Raw genomic sequence first — 20,911 nt, forward strand, 5'->3', positions numbered from 1 at the left:
CTGGTCTTCGCGCGATCGCTCATCGGGGCTGTCTCCTCTTCGCGCGAGCGCTCATCGGGCCGTACCTCCCAGCACCGCCGAGATGTACTGTCCGCGATCGAGCACCTCGGCGGCCGACCGTTCGCCGTACCCGAAGATCGGCCCGGCCGCGATGGTCAGCGCCAGGCCCACCGCGATCAGCGCGCCCGTCGGCACCAGCATGCCGCTCGGCATCCGTCCCACGTTGTCGCGATCGGCGAACTCGACGTCCTGGGTGTCGTCGAGCAGCACCGAGGGCGCGGCCGCGGCCAGGTGGCCTTCCGGGGCGTCGGCCCGGGACCGCCAGAACGCCTTCGTCCACACCCGGGCCACCACGTACAGGGTCAGCAGGCTGGTGACGACGCCGCCGGCAACCAGCGTCCAGGCCAGTGCCGACCCGTTCTCGGCCCCGGCCTCCAGCAGTGCCACCTTCCCGATGAAGCCCGAGAACGGCGGGATGCCACCGAGATTGAGGGCGGGGACGACGAACACGAACGCCAGCAGCGGGCTGGCGGCGGCCAGACCGCCCAGCCGGTTGAGGGTGGACGCACCGGCCTGGCGCTCGATCAGCCCGACCACGAGGAACAGCGTCGTCTGCACGACGATGTGGTGGGCGACGTAGTAGATCGCACCCGACATGCCCAACTGGTTGCCCAGTGCCACGCCGAACACCATGTAGCCGATGTGGCTGACGAGTGTGAACGACAGCAACCGTTTGATGTCGCTCTGCGCGATGGCGCCGAGGATGCCGATCACCATGGTCAGCAGCCCGGCCACCAGCAGCACCGAATCCAGGCTGCCGCCGGGGAACAGCAACGCGTGGGCCCGGATGATCGCGTACACACCGACTTTCGTCAGCAAGCCGGCGAACACCGCGGTGACCGGGGCCGGCGCGGTGGGGTACGAGTCGGGCAGCCAGGTCGACAGCGGGAACACCGCCGCTTTGATGCCGAACGCCACCAGCAGCACTGCGAACAGCGCATTGCGGGTGCCCGCGGGCACGTCGTCGAGGCGCACCGCCAATTCGGCCAGGTTCAGCGTGCCGGTGGCGGCATAGACCAGCGCGATGCCGATCAGGAAGATCAGCGACGACACCATCGACACCATCACGTAGGAGATTCCGGCCCGGACCCGCTCCTCGCTGGCGCCGATGGTCAGCAGCACGAAACTCGCGGCGAGCAGCACCTCGAACCCCACGAAGAGGTTGAACAGGTCCCCGGCCAAAAACGCCGTGCAGACGCCCGCCGAGAGCACCAGGTAGGTGGGCAGGAAGATCGACACCGGCTGGCGTTCGTCGCCGTCGCGGATACCCTGCCCGATGGCGTAGGCGACCACCGCCAGCAGCACGATCGACGACACCACCAGCATCAGGGCCGAGAGCCGGTCGACCACCAACGTGATGCCCAGCGGCCCCATGCCGGGCACGGTCTGCCCCCAGCCACCGACATGCAGCGCCAGGGTTCCGTCGCGGTCGGCCAGGTAGACCAGCGCCGCGCAGACCGCCACCACGGCGGCCAGGGCGAGCTGAGTGATCACCCGCTGCAGCCGCGGCCGGCGCCCGGCGATCAGCGTGAGCGCCGCGGCCAGCGCGGGGATCAACACCGGCAGCGGGATCAATGCCTGGGCGGTCACTTCGAACCCTCGAATCCGGGCAGCGCGTCGAGCTCGTCGGGGGCGTCGGTGTCGCGGCGGGCGTCGGGTTGGGGCACCGGTTCGTATTCGTCCTCGGTGCCGGCCTGCTGCGAGACGCGGGTGTCCTCGGGGTCGTTGCTGACTTCTTCGACCGTGGTCAACCGGTAGGACCGGTAGGCCAGCGCGAGGACGAACGCCGCGATACCCATGCTGATCACGATCGCCGTCAGAATCATGCCCTGGGCCAGCGGATCGGCGGTGGTGGTGGCACCGTTGCTGGTGCGCCCCCGGATCGGCGGATTGCCGCCCGCGCCACCGACCGTCAGGATCAGCAGATTCACCGCATTGCCGATCAGCAACAGGCCCAACAACATTCGGGTCAGGTTGCGTTCCAGTAGCAGATACACGCCGGTGCTCGTCAGGCCACCGATGATGATCAGCGGAATCAGGAAAGTGGTCATCGCGCCACCGCCTGCGTGGTGGCCGAATGCGGCGCCTGGGCCGGGCCGCCGGCCAGATCCGCGTCCACCCGTGCGCCGAGGCTGCGCAGTACGTCGAGCACCAGGCCGACCACGATGAGGTACACCCCCAGATCGAAGAACAGTGCGGTCACGAGCTTGACGTGACCGAACACCGGGATGTCGAACTGCAGCACCGCCGACGACAGGGCGGGCGCGCCCAGCAGTATCGACATGACCGCGGTCCCGGCCGAGAGCCCCAGGCCGGTGCCCAGGATCTTGCCCGCATCGAGCGGCAGCGTCTCACCGAGTTCGAATCGGCCGCCGGCCAGATACCGCAGCACCAACGCCAGGCCCGCGGTCAGACCGCCGGCGAAACCGCCGCCGGGGGTGTTGTGCCCGGCGAAGAAGAAATACGCGGACAGCACCATGATGAGCGGGAAGATCACCCTGGTGGCCACCTCCAGCACCAGTGACCGATGCCGCGGGTCGCGCAGTTCCGAGCCGCGCAGCCAGGTGACGTCGCCGATGGCCGGGCTGTAGGCGCCGATCGGCCCGATGTCGGGCTGGCCGACGGCCGTGCTGACCCGCGGGGCCGCGCCGAACCGGCGGTGCCGGAACACCAGTGACGCGACGCCGGTCGCCGCCACCAGCAGCACCATGATCTCGCCCATGGTGTCCCAGGCGCGGATGTCGACGAGTAGGACGTTGACCGTGTTGGCGCCCTGCCCGCGGTAATACGCGGCATCCGGCAGCAGCTCGGCGATGCCCGCGCCGGTGCGGGCGGCCATCGCGTAGACGGCCAGTGCGGTGACCGAGGCGCCCACCGCGAGGGCCAGCAGGACCCGCGGGACGCGATGGCTGTTGATCTTGGCGGCGTCGGCCTCGGCGGGCAGGGTACGCAGCACCAGCACGAAGATCACCAGAACCAGTGTCTCGACCAGGAATTGGGTCAGCGCCAGGTCGGGCGCGCCGTGGAAGGCGAATATCGCGCCGCACCCGTAGCCCGTCACGCCGACCAGCAGCACTGCGGCCAGGCGGTTGCGCATCACGGTCGCCCCGATGGCGGCGGCCAGCATCAGCAACCCGACCACCACCTGCAGTGGCGTGTCCCAGAGCGCGAAATCGGGTCGGTCGCGGGTGCCGAGGACAAGCGTTGCGATCGGCAACGCCACCAGCGTGCAGAGGATCACCGACTGCGTCGCCGGCAGCGAGCCGCGCTGCGTCGAGCCGGTCAGCCGCAGCGAAAGGACGTCCAGCCCACGGATGGTCGCGTCGTACATCCGGTCCGCGTTGCCCAGCGGCTGGTAGGCGAACCGGGTGCGGGGCAGGCGGCGGCGGCCGAAGAAGACCGCGGTGCCGACGGTGAGCACCACCACCGACAGCAGCAGCGGCAGACCCAATCCGTGCCACAGCGCCAGGTGATAACCGGACCCGCCCGGCATGGTGTCGGCGTATTCGTCGAGCACCGAGTCCATACCTTCCGGCCACAACCCGAAGGCCAGACCCGCGGCGGCGAGGATGGCCGGTGGTGTGAGGAAAGTGATTGAGGGCCGATGCATTTCGGCGACGCGCGTGCTGGGTTCGTCCAATCCTTTGGACGCGAACGCACCCCATAGGAACCGCAGGCTGTAGATGGTGGTGAACACCGAGCCGACGACGATGCCGGTCAGGACCCACGGCGCCGCCGAGCCCAGCGCCTGGCTGTGCAGCACGGTCTCCAGGTCGGCCTCTTTGGCGACGAACCCGAAGAACGGTGGCAAGGCGGCCATGCTTGCCGCGGCGCCGACGGCGATGATCAGCAGCGGACGGTGTCGGCGGCCGAGCCCGGCCAGCCTGCGGATGTCGCGAGTACCGGTGGCATGGTCGATCACACCGACCACCATGAACAACGCCGCCTTGAACATCGCGTGCGCGCACAGCATGGCCAGCCCGGCCAGCATCATGTCGCTGCCGCCGGACCCGACCATCACGGTGATCAGGCCCAACTGACTCACCGTGCCGAAGGCCAGGATCAGTTTGAGGTCGTACTCGCGCACGGCCCGCCAACCCGCCAGCAGCATGGTGGCCAGGCCGAGCCCCACCACCATGGGACGCCACAGCGTGGTGTCGGCGAATCCGGGCGTCATGCGCGCCACCAGGTAGACGCCGGCTTTCACCATGGCCGCGGCGTGCAGGTACGCGCTCACCGGAGTCGGCGCGGCCATGGCGCCGGGCAGCCAGAAGTGCATCGGCACGATGGCCGACTTCGACAGGGCACCGACCAGGATCAGCGCCACGCCGATGGAGGCAGCCGTACCGGTGGGCGGCGCGGCGATCAGTTCGGACAGCAGATAGGTGCCGGCCAGGTTGCCCAGCACGATGATGCCGACCAGCATGGCCAGCCCACCGAAGGTGGTGACGAGCAGTGCCTGTGTGGCGGCCCGGCGGCTGGTGGCCCGCTCGGCGTAGTGGCCGACGAGCAGGAACGACAGCACCGTGGTGGTTTCCCAGAAGATGTAGAGCACCAGCATGTTGTCGCTGACGACCAGGCCGAACATCGACCCGGAGAAGGCGACCAGCTCGGCGGCGAAGCTGGGCAGCCGCTTCTCAATCTTCCCGTCGTGATGGTGGAAGTATTCGCCGCAGTAGAAGAGGACGAGAGCGCCGATGGCCAGCACCAGCACGCTCATGATCGCGGCGAGCGAATCGAACCGCAGGGTGATGTCCATCGACAGCTCGGGCACCCACGGGATGTGCAGGGTGGGCACGTGCTCGGCGTCGGGCCAGTTCAAGCCGACCCACAGCAGGGAGAACAACGGCACCAGCGCGAGCGGATAGAACGCCATCCGCCCCCATCTGGCCACCAGAAGCGGCGCCAGCGCGGTTGCGACCGCGTGGGCGAGCAGAACGGCGAGCATGGCACTCCGATCGGGTTGGGGTCGGGGTGTCAGCCTTGTATGGCTTTCGGGCTTTGGTTGCCCATTCTACGTGGGCCGTTGTCGATACGATCAGGCTGCAGAGCAGTCGCGGCGGCAGGGGGTGAATTGCCGTGGCAACCAATGGGGTTCTGATGGTCGGCGCCGGACCGACCGGTTTGATGCTCGCCTGCGAGCTCGCCCTGGGCGGGGTGCCGGTGACGGTGCTGGAGGAGCGCACCTCGACGCCCAACATCACCCGAGCGTTCGCCGTGCATGCGCGGACCCTGGAACTGCTCGACGGCCGCGGACTGGTCGACGAGTTGCTGGACCGCGGTCTCAAGGTGGCATCGGTGGCCCCGCCCGGTGGGGCCACGCTCGACCTGAGCGAGCTGCCGACCCGGTTCGGCATGGTGTTGATCGTCCCGCAGAGCGGCACCGAACATGTCCTGGAGGCCCTGGCCGGCGAACTCGGTGTCCAGGTGCGCCGGGGTGCCGAGGTGGTGGGACTGCGCCAGGACGACACCGGGGTGAACGTGGAGTTGACGGGCGGGGAGACGCTGCGCGCCGAGTACGTGGTCGGCTGCGACGGAGCGCACAGCACGGTACGGCGGCTGGTCGGCATCGACTTCGTCGGCAAACAGTACGAGACCCACATCCTGCTCGCCGACGTCCGGTTGGCCTCGCCGCCGGAGGAAACACTGTTCGCCCAAACGAGTACCGAGGGCGTTGTGCTGTTCGTCCCGTTCGGGGACGGCTGGTTTCGCGCCATCGCGTGGGACCGGCTGCGCGAGCAGGCGCCGCTGGAGGAGCCGGTGACGCTCGACGAGATGCGCGACGCGTTCCGCCGGATCGCCGGCGACGACTACGGCATGACCGAGATGCGCTGGAGCTCACGGTTCCTCAGCGAGCGCCGTCAGGCCCGGCATTACCGGTCAGGTCGGGTGTTCCTGGCCGGCGATGCCGCGCACGTGCACTCCCCGCTCGGTGGGCAGGGGATGAACACCGGGCTCGGGGACGCGTTCAACCTGGGCTGGAAGCTGGCCTTGGCCGTCCGCGGCCAGGCGCCGCCCTGGCTCCTGGACAGCTATGAACGCGAACGCCATCCCGTCGGCGCCGCCGTGCTGCGGTTGACCGATGCGTTCAACCAGGTGGTGCTGAGTTCGGCCGCCACCCGGCGGGTGCGGGTGATGATCTTGGGGATCGTGCTGCGTATTCCGCGGACCCGGCGTTTCCTCGCCGAGCGGCTCAGCGGTATCGGTATCGCCTATCCGCGCTCCAAGGGCGAGGACTGGCTGGTCGGACGTCGGATGGCCGATGTGAACTGCGGTGGAACACGGTTGTACGAGTTGCTGCGGGCCGGGAAGTTTGTGCTCGTGACCGCCGCGCCGGTCGATGTCGGTGACTGCGACGTGGTGCAGGCGGTCGACAATCGGCCCGAGCTGCCGGATGCGGTACTCGTCCGGCCGGACGGCTATGTCGCGTGGGCCAGCGAGCGGTTACCGCATCCCGCCGAGGTGCGTGCCGCGATTGCGCACTGGACGTCCGCGTCAGGGTGAGGCGGGTCAGCCGATCCGTCCCGGGTGCGTCGAACCGTGTGCCCACACCGGAATGGCATGGGACACAACGCCGATGCCCCAGCCCATCATCGGCCACACCGGCCAGAAGTACCACCCGCCTCCGCCGAGGCCGACGGCCAGCCAGATGCCGAGCATGAGCAGTGACCCAGCGAGGTAGGCGGCCAGGTGAATGCGGACGCTCAGCCGGGCAGCCCGCTGTTGGGCGGCGTGGCGGCGGGGGTCGTTCCGCCGCAGCCGGTTGACCGGCAGGTCGGCGACGAGTCGACGCAGTTCCTCTGTGGTCTGGGAGCGGAATGTCGCCTGAAGCCGGTCTTCGTATTCCGGCATGGTCAGGTAGCCCTGGGAGAGGGCCTGGCCCAGGTCATTGGCGGTCCGTTCGCGCTCCCGATCGCCGGCGCGGGCGGTTTCAACGGTGTGTAGGGCGGTGTCGGCCATCTCAACTCCCGTGAATCTAGTCGGTGACTAGTTACACTCTCGCACTAGAACTTGTCACCGTCAAGATGCCGTCCTGGCCGCTTCCCGTTCGGCCAGTTCGCGCAGCGTGAGCAGTTGCTTGCGCATCATCACCAGATCGCCCATCGCCAGCGCCCAGCCGATGATCCGCGGGCCCTCGAAACGGATCCTGACGTGTAAGCGCGTGCCCTCGGCGCTGCTCCGGACCGCGTACGTCACGGTGACCTTCCCGGACTGCAGCGTGAGATGCTCGACCTCGGCGAACGAGCGCAAGGTGAACATCTCCATGAATTTCTGGCCGACCTCGAGTCGCGTGAGTTCGGGATCTCGGATGCGCGGGCTGCGCCGGCCGAGGTTGTCGAGCAAGTCGTAGCTGTAGGGCGCGACGCGCAACTGACAGAGCCAGGCGAACACCGTTGCCGGCGGCGCGTCGATGCTGATCGCGCGGTCCGCGCTGACGGTGGCGCCCGGGGCGAGGGCGTCGCACGGTAGGGCGCTTTGTTGTTCCTGCGCCGTGGCGCCCCAATTCAGGATCACGCCATCACCTCCGGGCGTGGGCGCAATTGCCCCGCAATACGTTTGAGGGCCTGGCGCACCGCGATCACATGGATGCCAGAGCTGATCACCAGGGCGCGGTAGACCTTTCCGTGGATACCCGGGAAGGCGGCCCAGGTTTGCGAGCGAACCCGGGTGCGGTGCGGGCCGAGGTGGTCGAGCTCGAAGACCCATTCGTAGATCGAGAACGGGTGACGGCCCTTGAGGATCAGGCGTTTTCGTGGGGTGCACTCGCCGATCGCGAATCCGAGCGGGGCCCGCGGCTCGGCCGGGTCGCTGCACAGCGTGCGCAGGACTGCCGCCCATGTCGTTGCCGCGTCGGCGTCGACGGTTATGGCATGCTCATCGATATAGGGTAAACGTTCCATATAGAAGGACTGTACTAGATCATGGCACCTCCGCGGAAGCATGAGACCGATGCGATCTTGGATGCCACGCGGGCGCTCGTGCTCGCGGAAGGGCCCAGGGCGGCAAGCGTTGCCGCGATCGCCAAGGTCAGCGGGGCCCCGGCGGGCACGCTGTATCACCGATTCGGCAACCGCAACGGTGTGCTCACCGCGGCCTGGCTGCGGGCGCTCGAGCGGTTCCAGTCCCGGGCGATGGCGGCGGCCGGGGATGACTCGGTCGAGGCGGCGGTCGCTATGGGTGTGGCTGCCGTTGGGTTCGCCCGCGAGGTCCCCGACGATGCCCGCTTGCTGTTGACCATCCGGCCCAGAGACCTGCTCGACGGCGCACCCGACGACGAGTTCAACGCGACGCTGTCGGCGATGAACGCGCCCCTCATCGAGCGGTTACGCGAGTTGGCGCGCGCCATCTTCGGCAACGACGACGCCCGCACGATGGATGCGATGGCCCGGGCCGTGGTCGACCTGCCCTATGCGGTGGTGCGTCGCCATGCCAACGATGCCGAGTTACCGCCGTGGATCGAGGAAGACCTGGCCGATGCGGTGCGGAAGTTGTTGACGGTCGGGTGACGTGGCTCGCTTAACGCGGAGGCATCTGGCCGTTGAGGTTGTCACCCTGTTGCTGGTCGGTGCTGACGTAATCGGTGGCTGCCTGGTTCAGCTTGACGGCGAGGTCTGTCGAGATGAGATGCATCTTCTCGGCGGCTTCGCGACGCGCCGACTCTGCCGATCGCAATGCCAACGCGGTGGCCGAGCACACTAGGCCGTGGGTCTGGAAAACGTGGCCGGAAGCTCCATCGGGTGCTGATTTGGCCATCTCGATCTGCGATGCAGCTTGCTGCTGAGGTGTGGCCTTCGAGCGGATCTGATCGGATACGGTGAGTGCCGGTTGGGTCATGGGCAGCCTCTCGTCGGTAGGGCTCGAGCAAAGTTAAGCGGGACCGAATCCGCCGCCTGGCATCTCGGCATTTGACGCGATGGATTGGTACTCCGATGTGATTCCTCTGATCGTGCGCGCGTGCTCGCCGGCATGTTCGGTCATCAGGGACACTCGTTGGGTAGCGAAGGGGACCGTACCGGAGACCGCGGCGATCTCGATCATGGTTGAGATGACCTGTCCGCCATACGGTATGAGCTTGGCAGCCAGTGCGGGCGCGATGGCGGCGCTCAGTATCGTCTGGCGCTTTGACACGAATTCGCGCGTGTTGTCGACCTGGCCGGCTTCTTCGGCCAGCACCTTTTGGATCGCCATGTCCTTGGAGTACATGTCGGCTGTGCGGGCCTGTTGTTCTTTGTTGCGGTCACCGTAGGCGTTGGACGCGTCCCCGGTCCAATCGTCAGGGGGTGCAGATTGCAGTAGGGATGCGTTGGCAGACATGAATTGGTCTGCGCCCCGGGTGAATCTTTCACCGTCCTCTGGCCGCCCAAACCCCAACATGTTGCTTTCGAGGGTCAGGGCGACAAGTCCTGCATTGATAATGGGCGTTCCAGCGCCCTTAGCGAAGCTCTTGAGGCTTTCTGCGGAGGATGCCGCGCCTGACGCGGCTGCCGATTTGGCCATCAACTGCGCGCCTTCAGTGGCAACTAGCTGCCCCATTGACATGAGATCGGTACCGATTCCGGCCATGGCCCACGGCACGCTCGACTTCGCGCCATTAGCGTGGTCGGCGATACCGTAAGCGTAATTACCCTGTAGGTAATAGAAGGCTCCGACGCTCATATCAAGATCCCATCCGCTCGGCTCGTCGGCGATCCTAACACCATCGAGAACTGTGAGAATGCACCAAAATTCGGCCAAAACCTCAGGTGGTGGCGTCTAGTGGGACGTAGGGTCAGGGCTCGGGTCGATCGGCCCGGGGGATCGGCAGATGGATCAGAGCGCGACCGTCCGTGAGTTCGTCCCGTTGCTCGGGATGTTGCCAATAGAAGCGGACCATTTCGATAAGTGCCGTTCCTTTTGGCGTATACGTCCCGGGTGCTTCCATCAACAGTGCCTTTCCATTTTTTAGGGTGACAACCATTGGATTCCAAAAACGTTCTTCGTTCGGTAATTTGTCAGCGATTCCTTTGACGTCTTCCCATTTTGCAGACTTCGGCGCAATAAATCCCGCAAATTCGACGCCGTCAGGGCTGAGAAATAGATAACTCAGTCCGCCCTGTGTTGAATCTTTGAGCCAGAGCCATGCCATAGGTACCGCTGCGGCCCCGAAGGCGATAGGAAAAACGTGCCGGACATCGCCGAGCGGTAGATAGAGGACGCCAATGACCCATGCGGCGAACATGAGCCCCATGGACAGCGTTCCGGCGACAAGCAATCTGTGCATGTTCTTCGTGATACGGACATCGGGACGGATGACCGTTCCTGCGCCGTCGAATGATGTCTGGACGGAGACGTCCTTCGACGCACGCAATACGGAGATCAGATAGAAGCATGTCAGTGATAGCCCTAAGGCGACGATGACGGTGATGAGGGAGAACTGGATAGCTGCGAAGCCTGCCCATATCCAACAGACAGCGGCAAGCATTGCCGAAAGGCCGATTCCGAATCTCCTGGTGAACGTTTCCACTTCGCCCCTCGTCTGGCCCCGCCGATATGTGGGTATGGTTTGGCTCATGGATGATACGGCCGGAGCTTCAAGGGTTGTCGCAGCAAGTCGAGAGGTCGCCGCGCCGGCGGAGGTCATCTTCGAGCTGATCGCCGACCCGTCCCAACAGCCTCGCTGGGATGGCAACGACAACCTGGCGCAGGCTCCGTCCGGACAGCGGGTTCGTGCAGTCGGCGATGTGTTCGTCATGACGATCACCCAGGGCAGTGACCGTCAGAACCACATTGTGGAGTTCGAGGAAGGCCGGCGGATCGCGTGGCGGCCGTCGGAGGTTGGTAAGGAACCCCCGGGCCACCTGTGGCGCTGGGAGCTGGAACCATTGGGCGACAACAGAACTTTGGTCACCCACTCGTATGACTGGTCGCAGTTGACGGACGAGAAGCGCTTGGTGCGGGCACGGGCCACGACCGCCGACAAGCTGCGGGGTTCCATCGATCGGTTGGCTGCACTCGCCGAAACATAAACCGCCGGTATCTGTTTCGGCGCATCCACCTCAACTTTCACAGCTCGGCGCGCGCGTCGTTGTGCCCGCCTATGCGCGACAATCCAGCGACAATCGCCACATGGGCAACAATGGTGAGCATTTGTCGCAGACCGCTTCTCTACTCTCGTCACATTCGCGCCATTTAGCCTCGTGTGCAACAGATTTCGTAGTGCCCGCCTTTTAGCGACAGAGTCGCTAGAAGGCGGGCACTGGACTGAGGAGGCTCATGAGGTGCTCGTTGCGTCAGTGGCTGGTGCGACAAACGCTTGTGGGGTGGCTGATACCGAAGTGGCTCAGGAGGCGATTGTCGCTCGATTGTCGCGCATAGGCGGGCAGATCAGGTAGCGCGTTCGGCTCGGTGACAGTAGGTGCAAATGTGAATCGTGGGTCGGATGGCGGATCGGCCCCTACAGTTCGCGCGGGACGGGTCGGCTTGCGTAGGTTGGCTGGCCCGCGGCTTGGCAGCGTTGTCGGCCGGCCGCTGCCACGGTCGGAGACTCTCTACCTCCCGGCCGCGAACTCCCGCAACGACTGCACCTGCGCGGCATCCAGGGACGGCCGCACGGTCTCGCGGGCCTTGGCCACATCCGCCGCGGTGACGTCGGCCGCGTCGATGGACCGGCGCATCGCCGTCAGGGCCGCCTCGCGCAGCAGCGCCACGCAGTCGGCCGCGCTGTAGCCGTCCAGCTCGGACGCCAGGGTGTCGAGATCGACGTCGGCGGCCAGCGGAATGGATTTGCCGCTGGTGCGCAGGATTTCACGTCGGGCGTCGGCATCGGGTGGTTCGACGAAGACCAATCGTTCCAGCCGGCCGGGCCGCAGCAGGGCGGGGTCGATGAGGTCTGGACGGTTCGTCGCGCCCAGCACCACCACGTCGCGCATCGGTTCGATGCCGTCGAGTTCGGTCAGCAGTGACGCCACCACGCGGTCGGTCACGCCGGAATCGAAGCTCTGCCCGCGGCGGGGTGCCAGTGCGTCGATCTCGTCGAGGAACACCAGTGACGGCGCGGAATCCCGGGCACGGGCGAACAGTTCGCGTACCGCCTTCTCCGACGAGCCGACCCACTTGTCCATCAGCTCAGCGCCTTTGACGGCGTGTACCGAGAGCCGACCCGAGCTGGCCAGCGCGCGCACCACGAACGTCTTGCCGCAGCCAGGCGGTCCGTAGAGCAGCACGCCGCGTGGGGGCTCCACGCCCAGGCGCTGGAACGTGTCGGGATGCTGCAGCGGCCATAACACCGCCTCGGTGAGGGCCTGCTTGGTCTCGACCATGTCGCCGACGTCATCGAGCGTGATCGAGCCGACCGTCACCTCCTCGGCCGCAGATCTCGACAGCGGCCGGATCACGGTCAGCGCCCCGGTCAGGTCCTCCTGCCACAGCACCGGTTCGTTGCCGTCGGCGCTGGCCCGGGATGCGGCCCGCAGGGCGCCCTCGCGGACCAGGGCGGCCAGATCGGCGACCACGAAACCTGGTGTGCGGTCGGCGATCTGGCCCAGATCTAGCTCGGCGGTGGGAACGCCGCGCAGCAACACCTCCAGTAGCGCCTTGCGGGTGGTGGCGTCGGGCAGGGTCAGGGCCAGCTCACGGTCACACAGATCCGGCGCGCGCAGTCGGGGATCCACCCCGACGGGCATGGCCGATGTCGCGACGAAGGCCACGCCGCGGGTGGCCACCGCATCGCGCAACTCGGAGATGATCAAGGCCGCAACCGGTTCCGGAGGGCGGTCGGCCGCCGCGGGCAGCAATGCGTCGACATCGGAGATCAGCAGCACGCCGCCGCCGTCGCGCACGGTGGCCACCGCCCCGGAAACCCGGCTCAGCCGTTCATCGGCGGCCAGCGCCCCGACTTCGGGTCCGTCGAGTTCGATCAACCGACGCTCGGCGCAGACGGTGCGCACCATGGTGGCCTTGCCGACGCCGGCTGGGCCCGACACCAGGACACCGAGATTGGGCGTGGCGCCGAGGGTTTCGAGAAGTTCGGGTTCGTCCAGAGACAGCTTGAGCCACTCGGTGAGCTTGCCGGCCTGGACGTGGGAGCCCTTGAGATCGTCGAACTTGACCGCCGGTGCGGTGCGGGCGGGCGTGACCGTGTGGGCCCCAGTGGATTCGGACGGGCCCGGCTCACCGCCCGAAACACCCGAAACGCCGGCCCCCCAGGACACCAACGAATTCGGCTGGATGCTCACCGGGCCGGCCGGGTCAACCCCGGTCACCGTCAAAAGCTCAGAGGTCCAGGTGATTCCGACGGAGGATGCCAGTGCGGAGGTGGCCGCCGACGTCGAGGTGCCCGGGCCCAGATCACGTGGCAGCAGGGACACCGTGTCGCCGACGGTCATCACCTTGCCCAGCAGGGCTTGGCGCAGGGTCGCCGACGAAATCGAGTCGGTTGCCAGCCGGGATCCGGAGACGGTCACCGCCCGGGCGCCGTACACGGTCACCGGCGCCACGATCACCGTGGCGTTCTCGGGTATCCCGGCGTTGGACAACGTCACATCGTCGAGCAGGGCGGTGCCGGTCGGGGTGCCGCGCGGGGCGACGCCGACGACGGCCGCAGTGGTGCGCGAACCGGTCAGCGAGACGGCGTCCCACTCGCGGATGCCGAGGGCGGCGATGGCCTCCGGATGCAGCCGGACCACGCCGCGGCGGGAGTCGAGGGCGGAGGTGTTCAGCCGTGCGGTGAGGCGCAGATGACCGAGCGCAGGATCTTCGTCGACCTCGAGCTCGGACATGTCAGCGTCCCGGCTTCCGCAGGCCAAGCCGCGCCATCGACCGCCGATGCGGCTGGGCCCGGCGAATGGCGCGCCGGGTGGCGCGACGCTGTTGCGGCTTGTCGTCCCAGGATTCGGGGTGGCTGGCCACCCACTTCTTGGTGCGCACCGCGAACGGGATGTGGATCACGTAGGCCACGATGATCACCATGATCACGATGTAGCCGTAGAACACCGACGCCGCCACGCCGATCGCGACGAGGGCGAGCAGCGGCGCCACCATGTTCGGCGGCACAGAGAAGGTGTGGATCTTTCGCATCGGGATCCGGCTGACCACCAGCAGCGAGACGCCGATCATCCAGATCGACACCGCCCACTCGCTGGTCCACCAGCCTTCGCCGAACTGCATCTTGGCGGCCAGCAGACCGATCGCACCGATGGCGCCGGCCGGCGCGGGCATCCCGACGAAGTACTCCTTCTCGTACGCGGGCTGATCCACGTCGAGCAGCGCATTGAACCGGGCCAGCCGCAACACGATGCACACCGCGTACAGCAGCACCACGATCCAGCCGACCCGCGAATTCGACAGCAGCGTGCCGTAGACGATGAAAGCCGGTGCCACACCGAAGTTCACCGCGTCGGCGAGGGAGTCGATCTCCTCGCCCATCTTGGAGGTGGCGTTGAGCATCCGGGCCACCCGGCCGTCCAACGCGTCCAGGATCGCCGCGACCGCCAGGAACGCCATCGATTCGGTGGGCCGGCCGTCGAGCGCCATCTTGACCGCCGACAGACCCAGGCAGATCGCGGCCACCGTCATCGCGCTCGGCAGCATCCGCACGGTGAACGACGGCGGTCTCATGCGGCCCTTGATCAATGACGGGGGTCGCATGCGGGGTTTGATCATGGCAGCTCCGCGAGGACAGTCTCTCCGGCCAGCGTCCGCTGGCCCTGGGTGACGAGCAGTTTCGAACCCGCGGGCAGGTAGGTGTCGAGCCGGGAGCCGAACCGGATCAGCCCGTACGTCTCCCCGATGTCGAGCTTGTCGCCGACGTGCGCGTTGCACACGATGCGGCGGGCCACCAACCCGGCGATCTGGACGGCGATCACCTCGGTGCCGTCGGGCGTGCGGATGACGACGCTGTTGCGTTCGTTGTCCTCGCTGGCGGCCTCGAGTTCAGCCGAGTGGAAGCGGCCGGGACGGTGCTGCACCGCGACCACGTCACCGCCGATCGGTGCCCGCTGCACATGGGCGTCGAGCACCGAAAGGAAGATGCTGACCCGCGGCAGTGGGACGTCCGGCAGGCCCAGCTCGGCCGGTGGAACGGCATCCTGGATCAGGCACACCAACCCGTCGGCGGGGGCCACCACCACGCCGGGACGGGTGGGTGGCACGCGGGGCGGGTGGCGGAAGAACGCCGCGTTCGCCCCGGCAGCCAACAGGCCCGCGCGGCGCACCCAGCGGTGCTTGCGGCCCAGGGCCGCCACGGCGAGGCTGGCGCCGACGAAGGGCAGTCCGGCCGAATGCATCGGCGGAACACTGGTTCGCACCAGCGCCGCGAGGCGTTCTGGTCCGGATTGGAGATCGGGGCGTCTGGCCATCGGGAGGATTCTACGTGCGGTCGGCGGCGGTATCGCTAGCTCAGGTCCCAGACGGGAACCGCTGACCCGGCCGTAAGTTCGGTGATGTCCTCGGAGATCTCCAACAGGCAGTTCGCCGAGGCGAGCCATCGCAGGTGATGGGAAGCCGGGGGACCGTAGCTGCTTACCGAATCCCCGGCGAGCACTCCTCGGCGGAACTGCCGCTTCCCGCGCGGCGAGGTCACGTTCTCGGTCAGCCGTGCGGTGCGCCGCGGCCGGTCCGGTGCGGTGTGGCCCATCGCGGCCCGCAGTGGGGACCGCACGAACACCTCGAACGAGACCAGGGCACTGACGGGGTTGCCGGGCAGCGTGACGATCGGAACCCCGTCGACCGTGCCCGCGCCCTGCGGCATGCCGGGTTGCATTGCCACCTTGACGAACTCGACCTGATCCGACAGAGAGTCCTTGACGACCTCGTACGCGCCGGCGCTCACCCCGCCGGTGGTGATGATCAGGTCCGCATCGGTGGCATGTGCGGCCAGTGCGGCCCGGAACGCGTCGACATCGTCGGCCGACATCGGCGCGATGGTGGCCACGGCGCCGGCATCGCGGACCGCGGCGGCCAGCATCACCGCGTTCGACTCGTAGATCTGTCCGGGCTGCAATTCGGTGCCGGGGGCCACCAGTTCGGTGCCGGTGGACATCACCATCACCCGCTGCGGCGGCAGCACCGGCAGGGTCGGCAGCCCCAGCGCCGCGGCCAGTCCCAGTGCTGCCGGGCTGATCACCTGACCGGCATGCAGCACGGCGGTGCCCGCCGTGACGTCCTCACCGGCGCGGCGGACGTGCTGTCCCGGCCGCGCGGCCGCGCGAATGGTCACGGTGTCCGTCGCGCCGTCGGTGGCCTCGACGGGTATGACGGCGGTGGCGCCGGACGGCAGCGGCGCACCGGTCATGATGCGGTGCGCGGTCCCCGGCTGCAGCGTCAGCAGATCCGTACGACCGGCCGGGATGTCCTCGGCGACCGGCAACCGGACGGGGCTGTCCTCGGTGGCGGTCGCGATGTCGTCGGCGACGACGGCGTAGCCGTCCATCGCGGAGTTGTCGAAGCCGGGCAGCGACAGCGGGGCGACGACGTCTTCGGCCAGCACCAGCCCGAGCGTCTCATTCAGTGGAAGGTTCTGTGCCGCACGGGCTTTGATCAGCCCGGCGACCACCTTCTGGTGTTCTTCTACGGTCCGCATCATCACACCGGGAAGCTGACGCCGGTGAGCTCTTCGGACACCGTCCAGAGCCGGCGCTGCAGGTCTTCGTCATGCGACTGCTTGCTGGAAGACACGAGCTTCGGATAGCCGACCATCTCGCGGAAACCGGACGGACCGTAGTACTGGCCGCCACGCACATCTGGATCGGTGGCCGCACGCAACGTGGCGAGCGCGCCCTTGGCGGGGCTGTTGGTGAACAGGCCGGCGAGCTGGTTGTAGCCCGGCAGCCCGGTGCCCGGGATATGGCGCATGAGTTCGGTGTTGGACAGGCCGGGATGGGCGGCCACCGCGATGGTCTTCTCGTTCTTGGCGGCCAGCCTGCGCTGCAGTTCATAGGTGAACAGCAGGTTGGACAGCTTGGACTGCCCGTAGGCGGCGACGCGGTTGTAGCTGCGTTCCCACTGCAGGTCGTCGAAATGGATCGCGGCCTGGATGCGGTGCGCGACGCTAGCGACCGCGACGACGCGCGACCCGTCCACCGGGAGCAGGTGATCCAACAGCAGCCCGGTCAGTGCGAAGGCCCCGAGGTGGTTGGTGCCGAACTGCAGCTCGAAGCCGTCCACGGTGGTCTGCTTGGGCGGGTACATCACCCCGGCGTTGTTGATCAGCAGGTCGATCCGCGGATACGCCCCCTTCAGTTCGTCGGCGACGGCTCGCACCGAGTCCAGCGAGCCCACATCCAGCTGCTGCAGCTTGAGGTCGGCCTTGGGTGCGGCGGCAGTGATCCGCTCGACGGCCTGACGGCCCTTGTCCAGGTTGCGTACCGCGACGACGACGTGCGCGCCCCTGGCGGCGAGCACACGCGCGGTCTCATAGCCCAGACCGGTATTGGAGCCGGTCACGATCGCGACCCGGCCAGACTGATCGGGGACATCGGCTTCGGTCCACTTGGAGTTCGCACTCATGGCTCGAACTCTACGGGGATGCCGTTGCGCCTCACACCGCTGCGATCAGGGATTCCGGCGACCGGGTCCGCATCACGTGGTCGATGTGGATCTGGCCGGCGATGAACCGCCCGTTGTCCGCGACGGCGGCCAGCCCGGTGCGGGCCAGCGAGTTACCGTCGGGCAGCCCCGCGTAGTACAGGCCGGGCAGGGCGCCGAGGATGCCGCCCTGCTGAAGTGGGACCCCGTTCTCATCGAGCGCATGAGCGGGCAGGATCCGATAGTCGGCACGAAACCCCGTGCACCACACGATGGTTGAGATGCCGTGCTGACGCAGGTCGAGCCGGGTTCCGAAGCCTGCGATCGCATCGAGATTCACCGCGGGTGCAGTTGCGGGGTCGGGTGCGACGAAGCCGCGGTCGCGCAGTCCGGCGTCGATCTTGTTGATCACCGCACGGAATGAGAGCGCGGATTCCTCGGCGATGTCGATGAGGTTGTCCGCCAGTGTGAGCACACTGCCCCGTGCCCCGCGCGCCGAACCGACCAGCACGACACCCTTTTCGGCCAGGGTGCCGAGATTGAGTTCGGCCGTACCGAGCCGGTTGCCGCACACCGGCAATCCGGGAAGTCGTGAGCCCTCGCCGGGGCCGGCGGTGACGAAATCGTCGTACAGCGAGAACACGTGCATCCATTCGTGGATGGTCCGACCGCGGTAGTACCGGGGCCACGCTCGGTGCCGCCCCACGGACAGGAAGACCCGGCGTCCGGCGTCGATCAACTCGTCGGCGATCTGCTGGCCGCTGATGCCCGCACCGACCACCAGGACCGATCCGGGCGGCAGCGCGTCGGGATTGCGGTAGTCGGACGAATGGGTTTGGTGGATGGCCGAATCGATGTCGCAGGACAGAATCGGCTTGCGCGGTTGGGCGTAGCCGCCGACGGCCGCGACGAGGTTACGTGATTCGACCGTCCCGCCGTCGTGTAGCCGGGTCCGGAACCGTACGTCGTCGCCGGGCGCGCCGAACCGACTTTCGACGGCCTGCACCGGGGTGTGCTCACGGACCGTCAGGTTGCGGTCGTGCACATAGCGCCGCAGATAGCCGGCCACCTGCGGCCCCGAAGGCAGGGCCAGCGGGTCGTCGCCGTCGTAATCCCACCCGGGCAGCCGGATCGATCGGTTTCCGCTCCCGACCAGCAGGCTGTCCCACCGTTCGTTCGCCCACCGCTGGCCGACCTCGCCCTTCTCGAACACGATCGCCTCGCGGCCGATTTCGTGGAGCGCGCCGGCCACGCCGCAGCCCTGCTGGCCTGCGCCGACGATGACGGTCTCGACGTATTCGTTGCTCATACGAGCGCCTTTCTTTCCGCGCTTGGTTAGTTAGGGTGACCTAACAAGAGCACTTCAAGTGGGCTTTAGATCAAGACTGGGAACGCGGGGTGAACATGAGTGACGACGACTTCATCGGCATCGGTGCGGCCGCGCGGCGATTCGGTCTGGCCGAATCGGCACTGCGCTACTGGGAGACGCGCGGCCTGCTGCGTCCGGCCCAGCGCCGGTCCAGCTGGCGGTTGTACGGCCCGGACCAACTTCACCGGATCGGGCTGATCAAGATGTGGCGGGAAAGCGGCCTGATGAGCCTCGACGAGATAGAGGCGATCATCACCGCGGGTAACCATGACTGGCGCGACGCCGTGCGGGACCGCCTCGGGGAGATCAAGCGGCAACAGGATCGGCTGGCCAACGCCAAGGAGCACCTTGAGCACCTCCTGACCTGTCCCGACGACAATCCCGCCGAGGACTGCCCGTACCTGCGGAAGATGACGGCCGAGTATCCGGCTCGGTAGCCCGGGTGCTGGACGGCACCCCGGCGCCATAGCAGGGTGGAAACCATGCGCAACCTGATGGCGGTTCTGCTTACCGTGCTGCTGGGCCTCACCGGCTGCGCTTCGGACGACCGCCCGGCAGATCCGTTGTCCGCGTGGAACGACACCCCGGCCAAAACCTCGATCACCGGGTTCGTACAGCGGGTCACCACACCCGACACCCCGGATTTCGTCGAGCCGGAGGACCGCGTCGCGGTGTTCGACAACGACGGCACGCTGTGGGCCGAGGCGCCGATGCCGTTCCAATTGGCAAATGCGCTGGACGAGGTCAAGCGTCGGGCCGCCACCGAACCCGATGTCGCCGCCGACCCGATGGTGCAGGCCGCGGTGCGGGGCGACATTCCCGCCCTGCTGGCCGGGGACCGGCACGACGGGCTGATGCGCATCATGGGGCTGAGCCACCTAGGCATGACCACCGACGAGTTCGACGACCGGGTGGCTGACTGGATGGCCACTGCCCGCCATCCCCGCTTCGACCGGCCGTATGACCAGCTGACCTATGAGCCGCAACAGCAGCTGTTGGAGTACCTGCGTTCCAACGGTTTCCGTACCTACATCGTCTCCGGCGGCGGAGCCGACTTCATGCGGGTGTTCTCGCAGCGCGTGTACGGCATCCCGCCCGAGCAGGTGGTCGGTTCCACGGCCACGGTGAAATACGAACTGCGCGACGGCAAACCGGTTCTGATCAAAACCGCTGACTACCTGTTCGTGGACGACAAGGTTGGAAAGCCTGCCGGCATTCACGAGTTCATCGGGCGCAGGCCCATCCTCGCCGTCGGCAACAGCGACGGTGATCAGGCGATGCTGGAGTACACCACGATCGACAACCCGCGGCCCACCCTCGGTGTGCTGATCCACCACACCGATGCCGAGCGCGAGTATGCCTACGACGCCGATCCGCCGTCCACCGGAAAGCTGGTCACCGCGCTACAGGAGGCCGCTCCGGCGGGGTGGACCGTCGTGGACATGAAGAACGACTGGAACACGGTGTTCGCCAAGTGAACCTCGTCGATCCCGCGTACCCGCCCAGCCGCAAGGCGCCGCTGGTATGGGCTTTGAGTGCCGCCATCCCATGGGCGGTCCTGGGGCTGGCGCAGTTGTTCTGGCTCGCCCTCGACCGGCGGATGCTGTGGCTGCACGGTGTGGCCGCCATCGCGACGGTGGTGGGCGCGGCGTTGTTCGTCGTGGTGGTCCCGATCTGGCGATACCGGGTGCACCGCTGGGACATCAACGTCGGCGCCGGAACACCCGCGGTGTACACCCGCACCGGCTGGCTGGTGCAGGAGCGGCGCATCGCGCCGATCTCCCGGGTGCAGACCGTGGACACCTACCGCGGGCCGCTGGACCGGTTGTTCGGCCTGGCCAACGTGACCGTGACGACGGCATCCTCGGCCGGGGCGGTGCGCATCGTCGCCTTGGACGCCGACGTGGCCGACCGGGTGGTGGCGCAGCTGACGGATATTGCCGCGATCGGTGAACAGGACGCCACATGACGCCGCCGGCT

21 protein-coding genes are annotated in these 20,911 nt (G+C 67.4%); 6 read left to right on the forward strand and 15 right to left on the reverse strand.

The window, feature by feature from the left end; genetic code table 11:
- Positions 1-51: 51 nt before the first annotated feature.
- From BN4332_RS27480 to BN4332_RS27490, 3 genes are read right to left on the reverse strand one after another with little or no spacing between them, the layout of a single operon-like run.
- On the reverse strand, positions 52-1,650 hold the full coding sequence (locus tag BN4332_RS27480; RefSeq protein ID WP_066902651.1) for a Na+/H+ antiporter subunit D: 1,599 nt from the start codon (positions 1,648-1,650) through the stop codon (positions 52-54).
- Complete coding sequence (locus tag BN4332_RS27485; RefSeq protein WP_066902653.1) at positions 1,647-2,111, reverse strand: Na(+)/H(+) antiporter subunit C; 465 nt, start codon at positions 2,109-2,111, stop codon at positions 1,647-1,649. The genes BN4332_RS27480 and BN4332_RS27485 overlap by 4 nt, the downstream gene beginning before the upstream one ends.
- Entirely contained in the window at positions 2,108-5,008 is a 2,901-nt protein-coding gene (locus BN4332_RS27490) for a Na+/H+ antiporter subunit A (protein ID WP_066902655.1), read from the reverse strand. Before BN4332_RS27490 ends, BN4332_RS27485 begins: the two co-directional genes overlap by 4 nt.
- 131 nt (positions 5,009-5,139) lie before the next feature.
- On the opposite strand from BN4332_RS27490, the gene BN4332_RS27495 reads away from it, so the two are divergent.
- Positions 5,140-6,564, forward strand: a complete 1,425-nt coding sequence (locus BN4332_RS27495; protein ID WP_235654216.1) for an FAD-dependent monooxygenase — start codon at positions 5,140-5,142, stop codon at positions 6,562-6,564.
- 6 nt (positions 6,565-6,570) lie between these two features.
- On the opposite strand, the gene BN4332_RS27500 is transcribed toward BN4332_RS27495, so the two are convergent.
- From BN4332_RS27500 to BN4332_RS27510, 3 genes are read right to left on the reverse strand one after another with little or no spacing between them, the layout of a single operon-like run.
- Entirely contained in the window at positions 6,571-7,020 is a 450-nt protein-coding gene (locus BN4332_RS27500) for a DUF1707 domain-containing protein (RefSeq protein WP_066902659.1), read from the reverse strand.
- A gap of 60 nt (positions 7,021-7,080) precedes the next feature.
- Positions 7,081-7,575 (reverse strand): SRPBCC family protein, encoded by a 495-nt coding sequence (locus BN4332_RS27505; RefSeq protein WP_066902661.1) that lies wholly within the window; start codon positions 7,573-7,575, stop codon positions 7,081-7,083.
- Positions 7,572-7,961, reverse strand: a complete 390-nt coding sequence (locus BN4332_RS27510) for a hypothetical protein (RefSeq protein ID WP_066902663.1) — start codon at positions 7,959-7,961, stop codon at positions 7,572-7,574. Before BN4332_RS27510 ends, BN4332_RS27505 begins: the two co-directional genes overlap by 4 nt.
- Before the next feature lie 21 nt (positions 7,962-7,982).
- Between BN4332_RS27510 and BN4332_RS27515 the strand changes: the two genes are divergently transcribed.
- Positions 7,983-8,567 (forward strand): TetR/AcrR family transcriptional regulator, encoded by a 585-nt coding sequence (locus BN4332_RS27515; RefSeq protein ID WP_066902665.1) that lies wholly within the window; start codon positions 7,983-7,985, stop codon positions 8,565-8,567.
- Positions 8,568-8,577: 10 nt separating this feature from the next.
- Here the strand turns inward: BN4332_RS27515 and BN4332_RS34705 are convergent, their stop codons facing one another.
- The 3 genes from BN4332_RS34705 to BN4332_RS27525 all read right to left on the reverse strand — a co-directional run bounded on the left by BN4332_RS34705 (position 8,578) and on the right by BN4332_RS27525 (position 10,564).
- Positions 8,578-8,895, reverse strand: coding sequence for an ESX-1 secretion-associated protein (locus tag BN4332_RS34705; RefSeq protein WP_235654217.1), 318 nt, complete (start codon positions 8,893-8,895; stop codon positions 8,578-8,580).
- A gap of 33 nt (positions 8,896-8,928) precedes the next feature.
- Entirely contained in the window at positions 8,929-9,717 is a 789-nt protein-coding gene (locus BN4332_RS27520; protein ID WP_235654218.1) for an EspA/EspE family type VII secretion system effector, read from the reverse strand.
- A gap of 112 nt (positions 9,718-9,829) precedes the next feature.
- Positions 9,830-10,564, reverse strand: a complete 735-nt coding sequence (locus BN4332_RS27525) for a hypothetical protein (protein WP_066902668.1) — start codon at positions 10,562-10,564, stop codon at positions 9,830-9,832.
- Between the two features lie 46 nt (positions 10,565-10,610).
- Between BN4332_RS27525 and BN4332_RS27530 the strand changes: the two genes are divergently transcribed.
- On the forward strand, positions 10,611-11,066 hold the full coding sequence (locus BN4332_RS27530; RefSeq protein ID WP_066902670.1) for an SRPBCC family protein: 456 nt from the start codon (positions 10,611-10,613) through the stop codon (positions 11,064-11,066).
- Between the two features lie 522 nt (positions 11,067-11,588).
- Here BN4332_RS27530 and BN4332_RS27535 read toward each other — a convergent pair.
- From BN4332_RS27535 to BN4332_RS27560, 6 genes are read right to left on the reverse strand one after another with little or no spacing between them, the layout of a single operon-like run.
- Positions 11,589-13,817 (reverse strand): AAA family ATPase, encoded by a 2,229-nt coding sequence (locus BN4332_RS27535; RefSeq protein ID WP_066902672.1) that lies wholly within the window; start codon positions 13,815-13,817, stop codon positions 11,589-11,591.
- 1 nt (position 13,818) lies between these two features.
- The gene (pssA, locus tag BN4332_RS27540; protein ID WP_066902674.1) at positions 13,819-14,700 is read right to left on the reverse strand and encodes a CDP-diacylglycerol--serine O-phosphatidyltransferase; all 882 of its coding nucleotides are present in this window, start codon (positions 14,698-14,700) and stop codon (positions 13,819-13,821) included.
- Positions 14,697-15,395 (reverse strand): phosphatidylserine decarboxylase, encoded by a 699-nt coding sequence (locus BN4332_RS27545; protein ID WP_066902676.1) that lies wholly within the window; start codon positions 15,393-15,395, stop codon positions 14,697-14,699. The genes pssA and BN4332_RS27545 overlap by 4 nt, the downstream gene beginning before the upstream one ends.
- Before the next feature lie 35 nt (positions 15,396-15,430).
- Positions 15,431-16,618, reverse strand: a complete 1,188-nt coding sequence (gene moeA / locus BN4332_RS27550) for a molybdopterin molybdotransferase MoeA (protein ID WP_066902723.1) — start codon at positions 16,616-16,618, stop codon at positions 15,431-15,433.
- A 2-nt stretch (positions 16,619-16,620) separates the two neighbouring features.
- On the reverse strand, positions 16,621-17,544 hold the full coding sequence (locus BN4332_RS27555; RefSeq protein WP_066902677.1) for an SDR family NAD(P)-dependent oxidoreductase: 924 nt from the start codon (positions 17,542-17,544) through the stop codon (positions 16,621-16,623).
- 31 nt (positions 17,545-17,575) lie between these two features.
- Positions 17,576-18,871 carry a flavin-containing monooxygenase gene (locus tag BN4332_RS27560; RefSeq protein ID WP_066902678.1) on the reverse strand — a complete coding sequence of 432 codons (1,296 nt, stop codon included), beginning with the start codon at positions 18,869-18,871 and terminating at the stop codon, positions 17,576-17,578.
- Between the two features lie 95 nt (positions 18,872-18,966).
- Here BN4332_RS27560 and BN4332_RS27565 point away from each other — a divergent pair, with 95 nt between their 5' ends.
- The 3 genes from BN4332_RS27565 to BN4332_RS27575 are packed head-to-tail and all read left to right on the forward strand — an operon-like array spanning position 18,967 to position 20,900.
- Positions 18,967-19,368 carry a MerR family transcriptional regulator gene (locus BN4332_RS27565; protein WP_066902724.1) on the forward strand — a complete coding sequence of 134 codons (402 nt, stop codon included), beginning with the start codon at positions 18,967-18,969 and terminating at the stop codon, positions 19,366-19,368.
- 45 nt (positions 19,369-19,413) lie between these two features.
- Positions 19,414-20,409, forward strand: a complete 996-nt coding sequence (locus tag BN4332_RS27570) for an HAD family hydrolase (protein ID WP_066902726.1) — start codon at positions 19,414-19,416, stop codon at positions 20,407-20,409.
- Positions 20,406-20,900 carry a PH domain-containing protein gene (locus BN4332_RS27575; protein ID WP_066902679.1) on the forward strand — a complete coding sequence of 165 codons (495 nt, stop codon included), beginning with the start codon at positions 20,406-20,408 and terminating at the stop codon, positions 20,898-20,900. Before BN4332_RS27570 ends, BN4332_RS27575 begins: the two co-directional genes overlap by 4 nt.
- The last annotated feature ends 11 nt before the right edge of the window (positions 20,901-20,911 follow it).

This window comes from Mycolicibacterium houstonense (assembly GCF_900078665.2).
Taxonomy (GTDB): Bacteria; Actinomycetota; Actinomycetes; order Mycobacteriales; family Mycobacteriaceae; genus Mycobacterium; species Mycobacterium houstonense.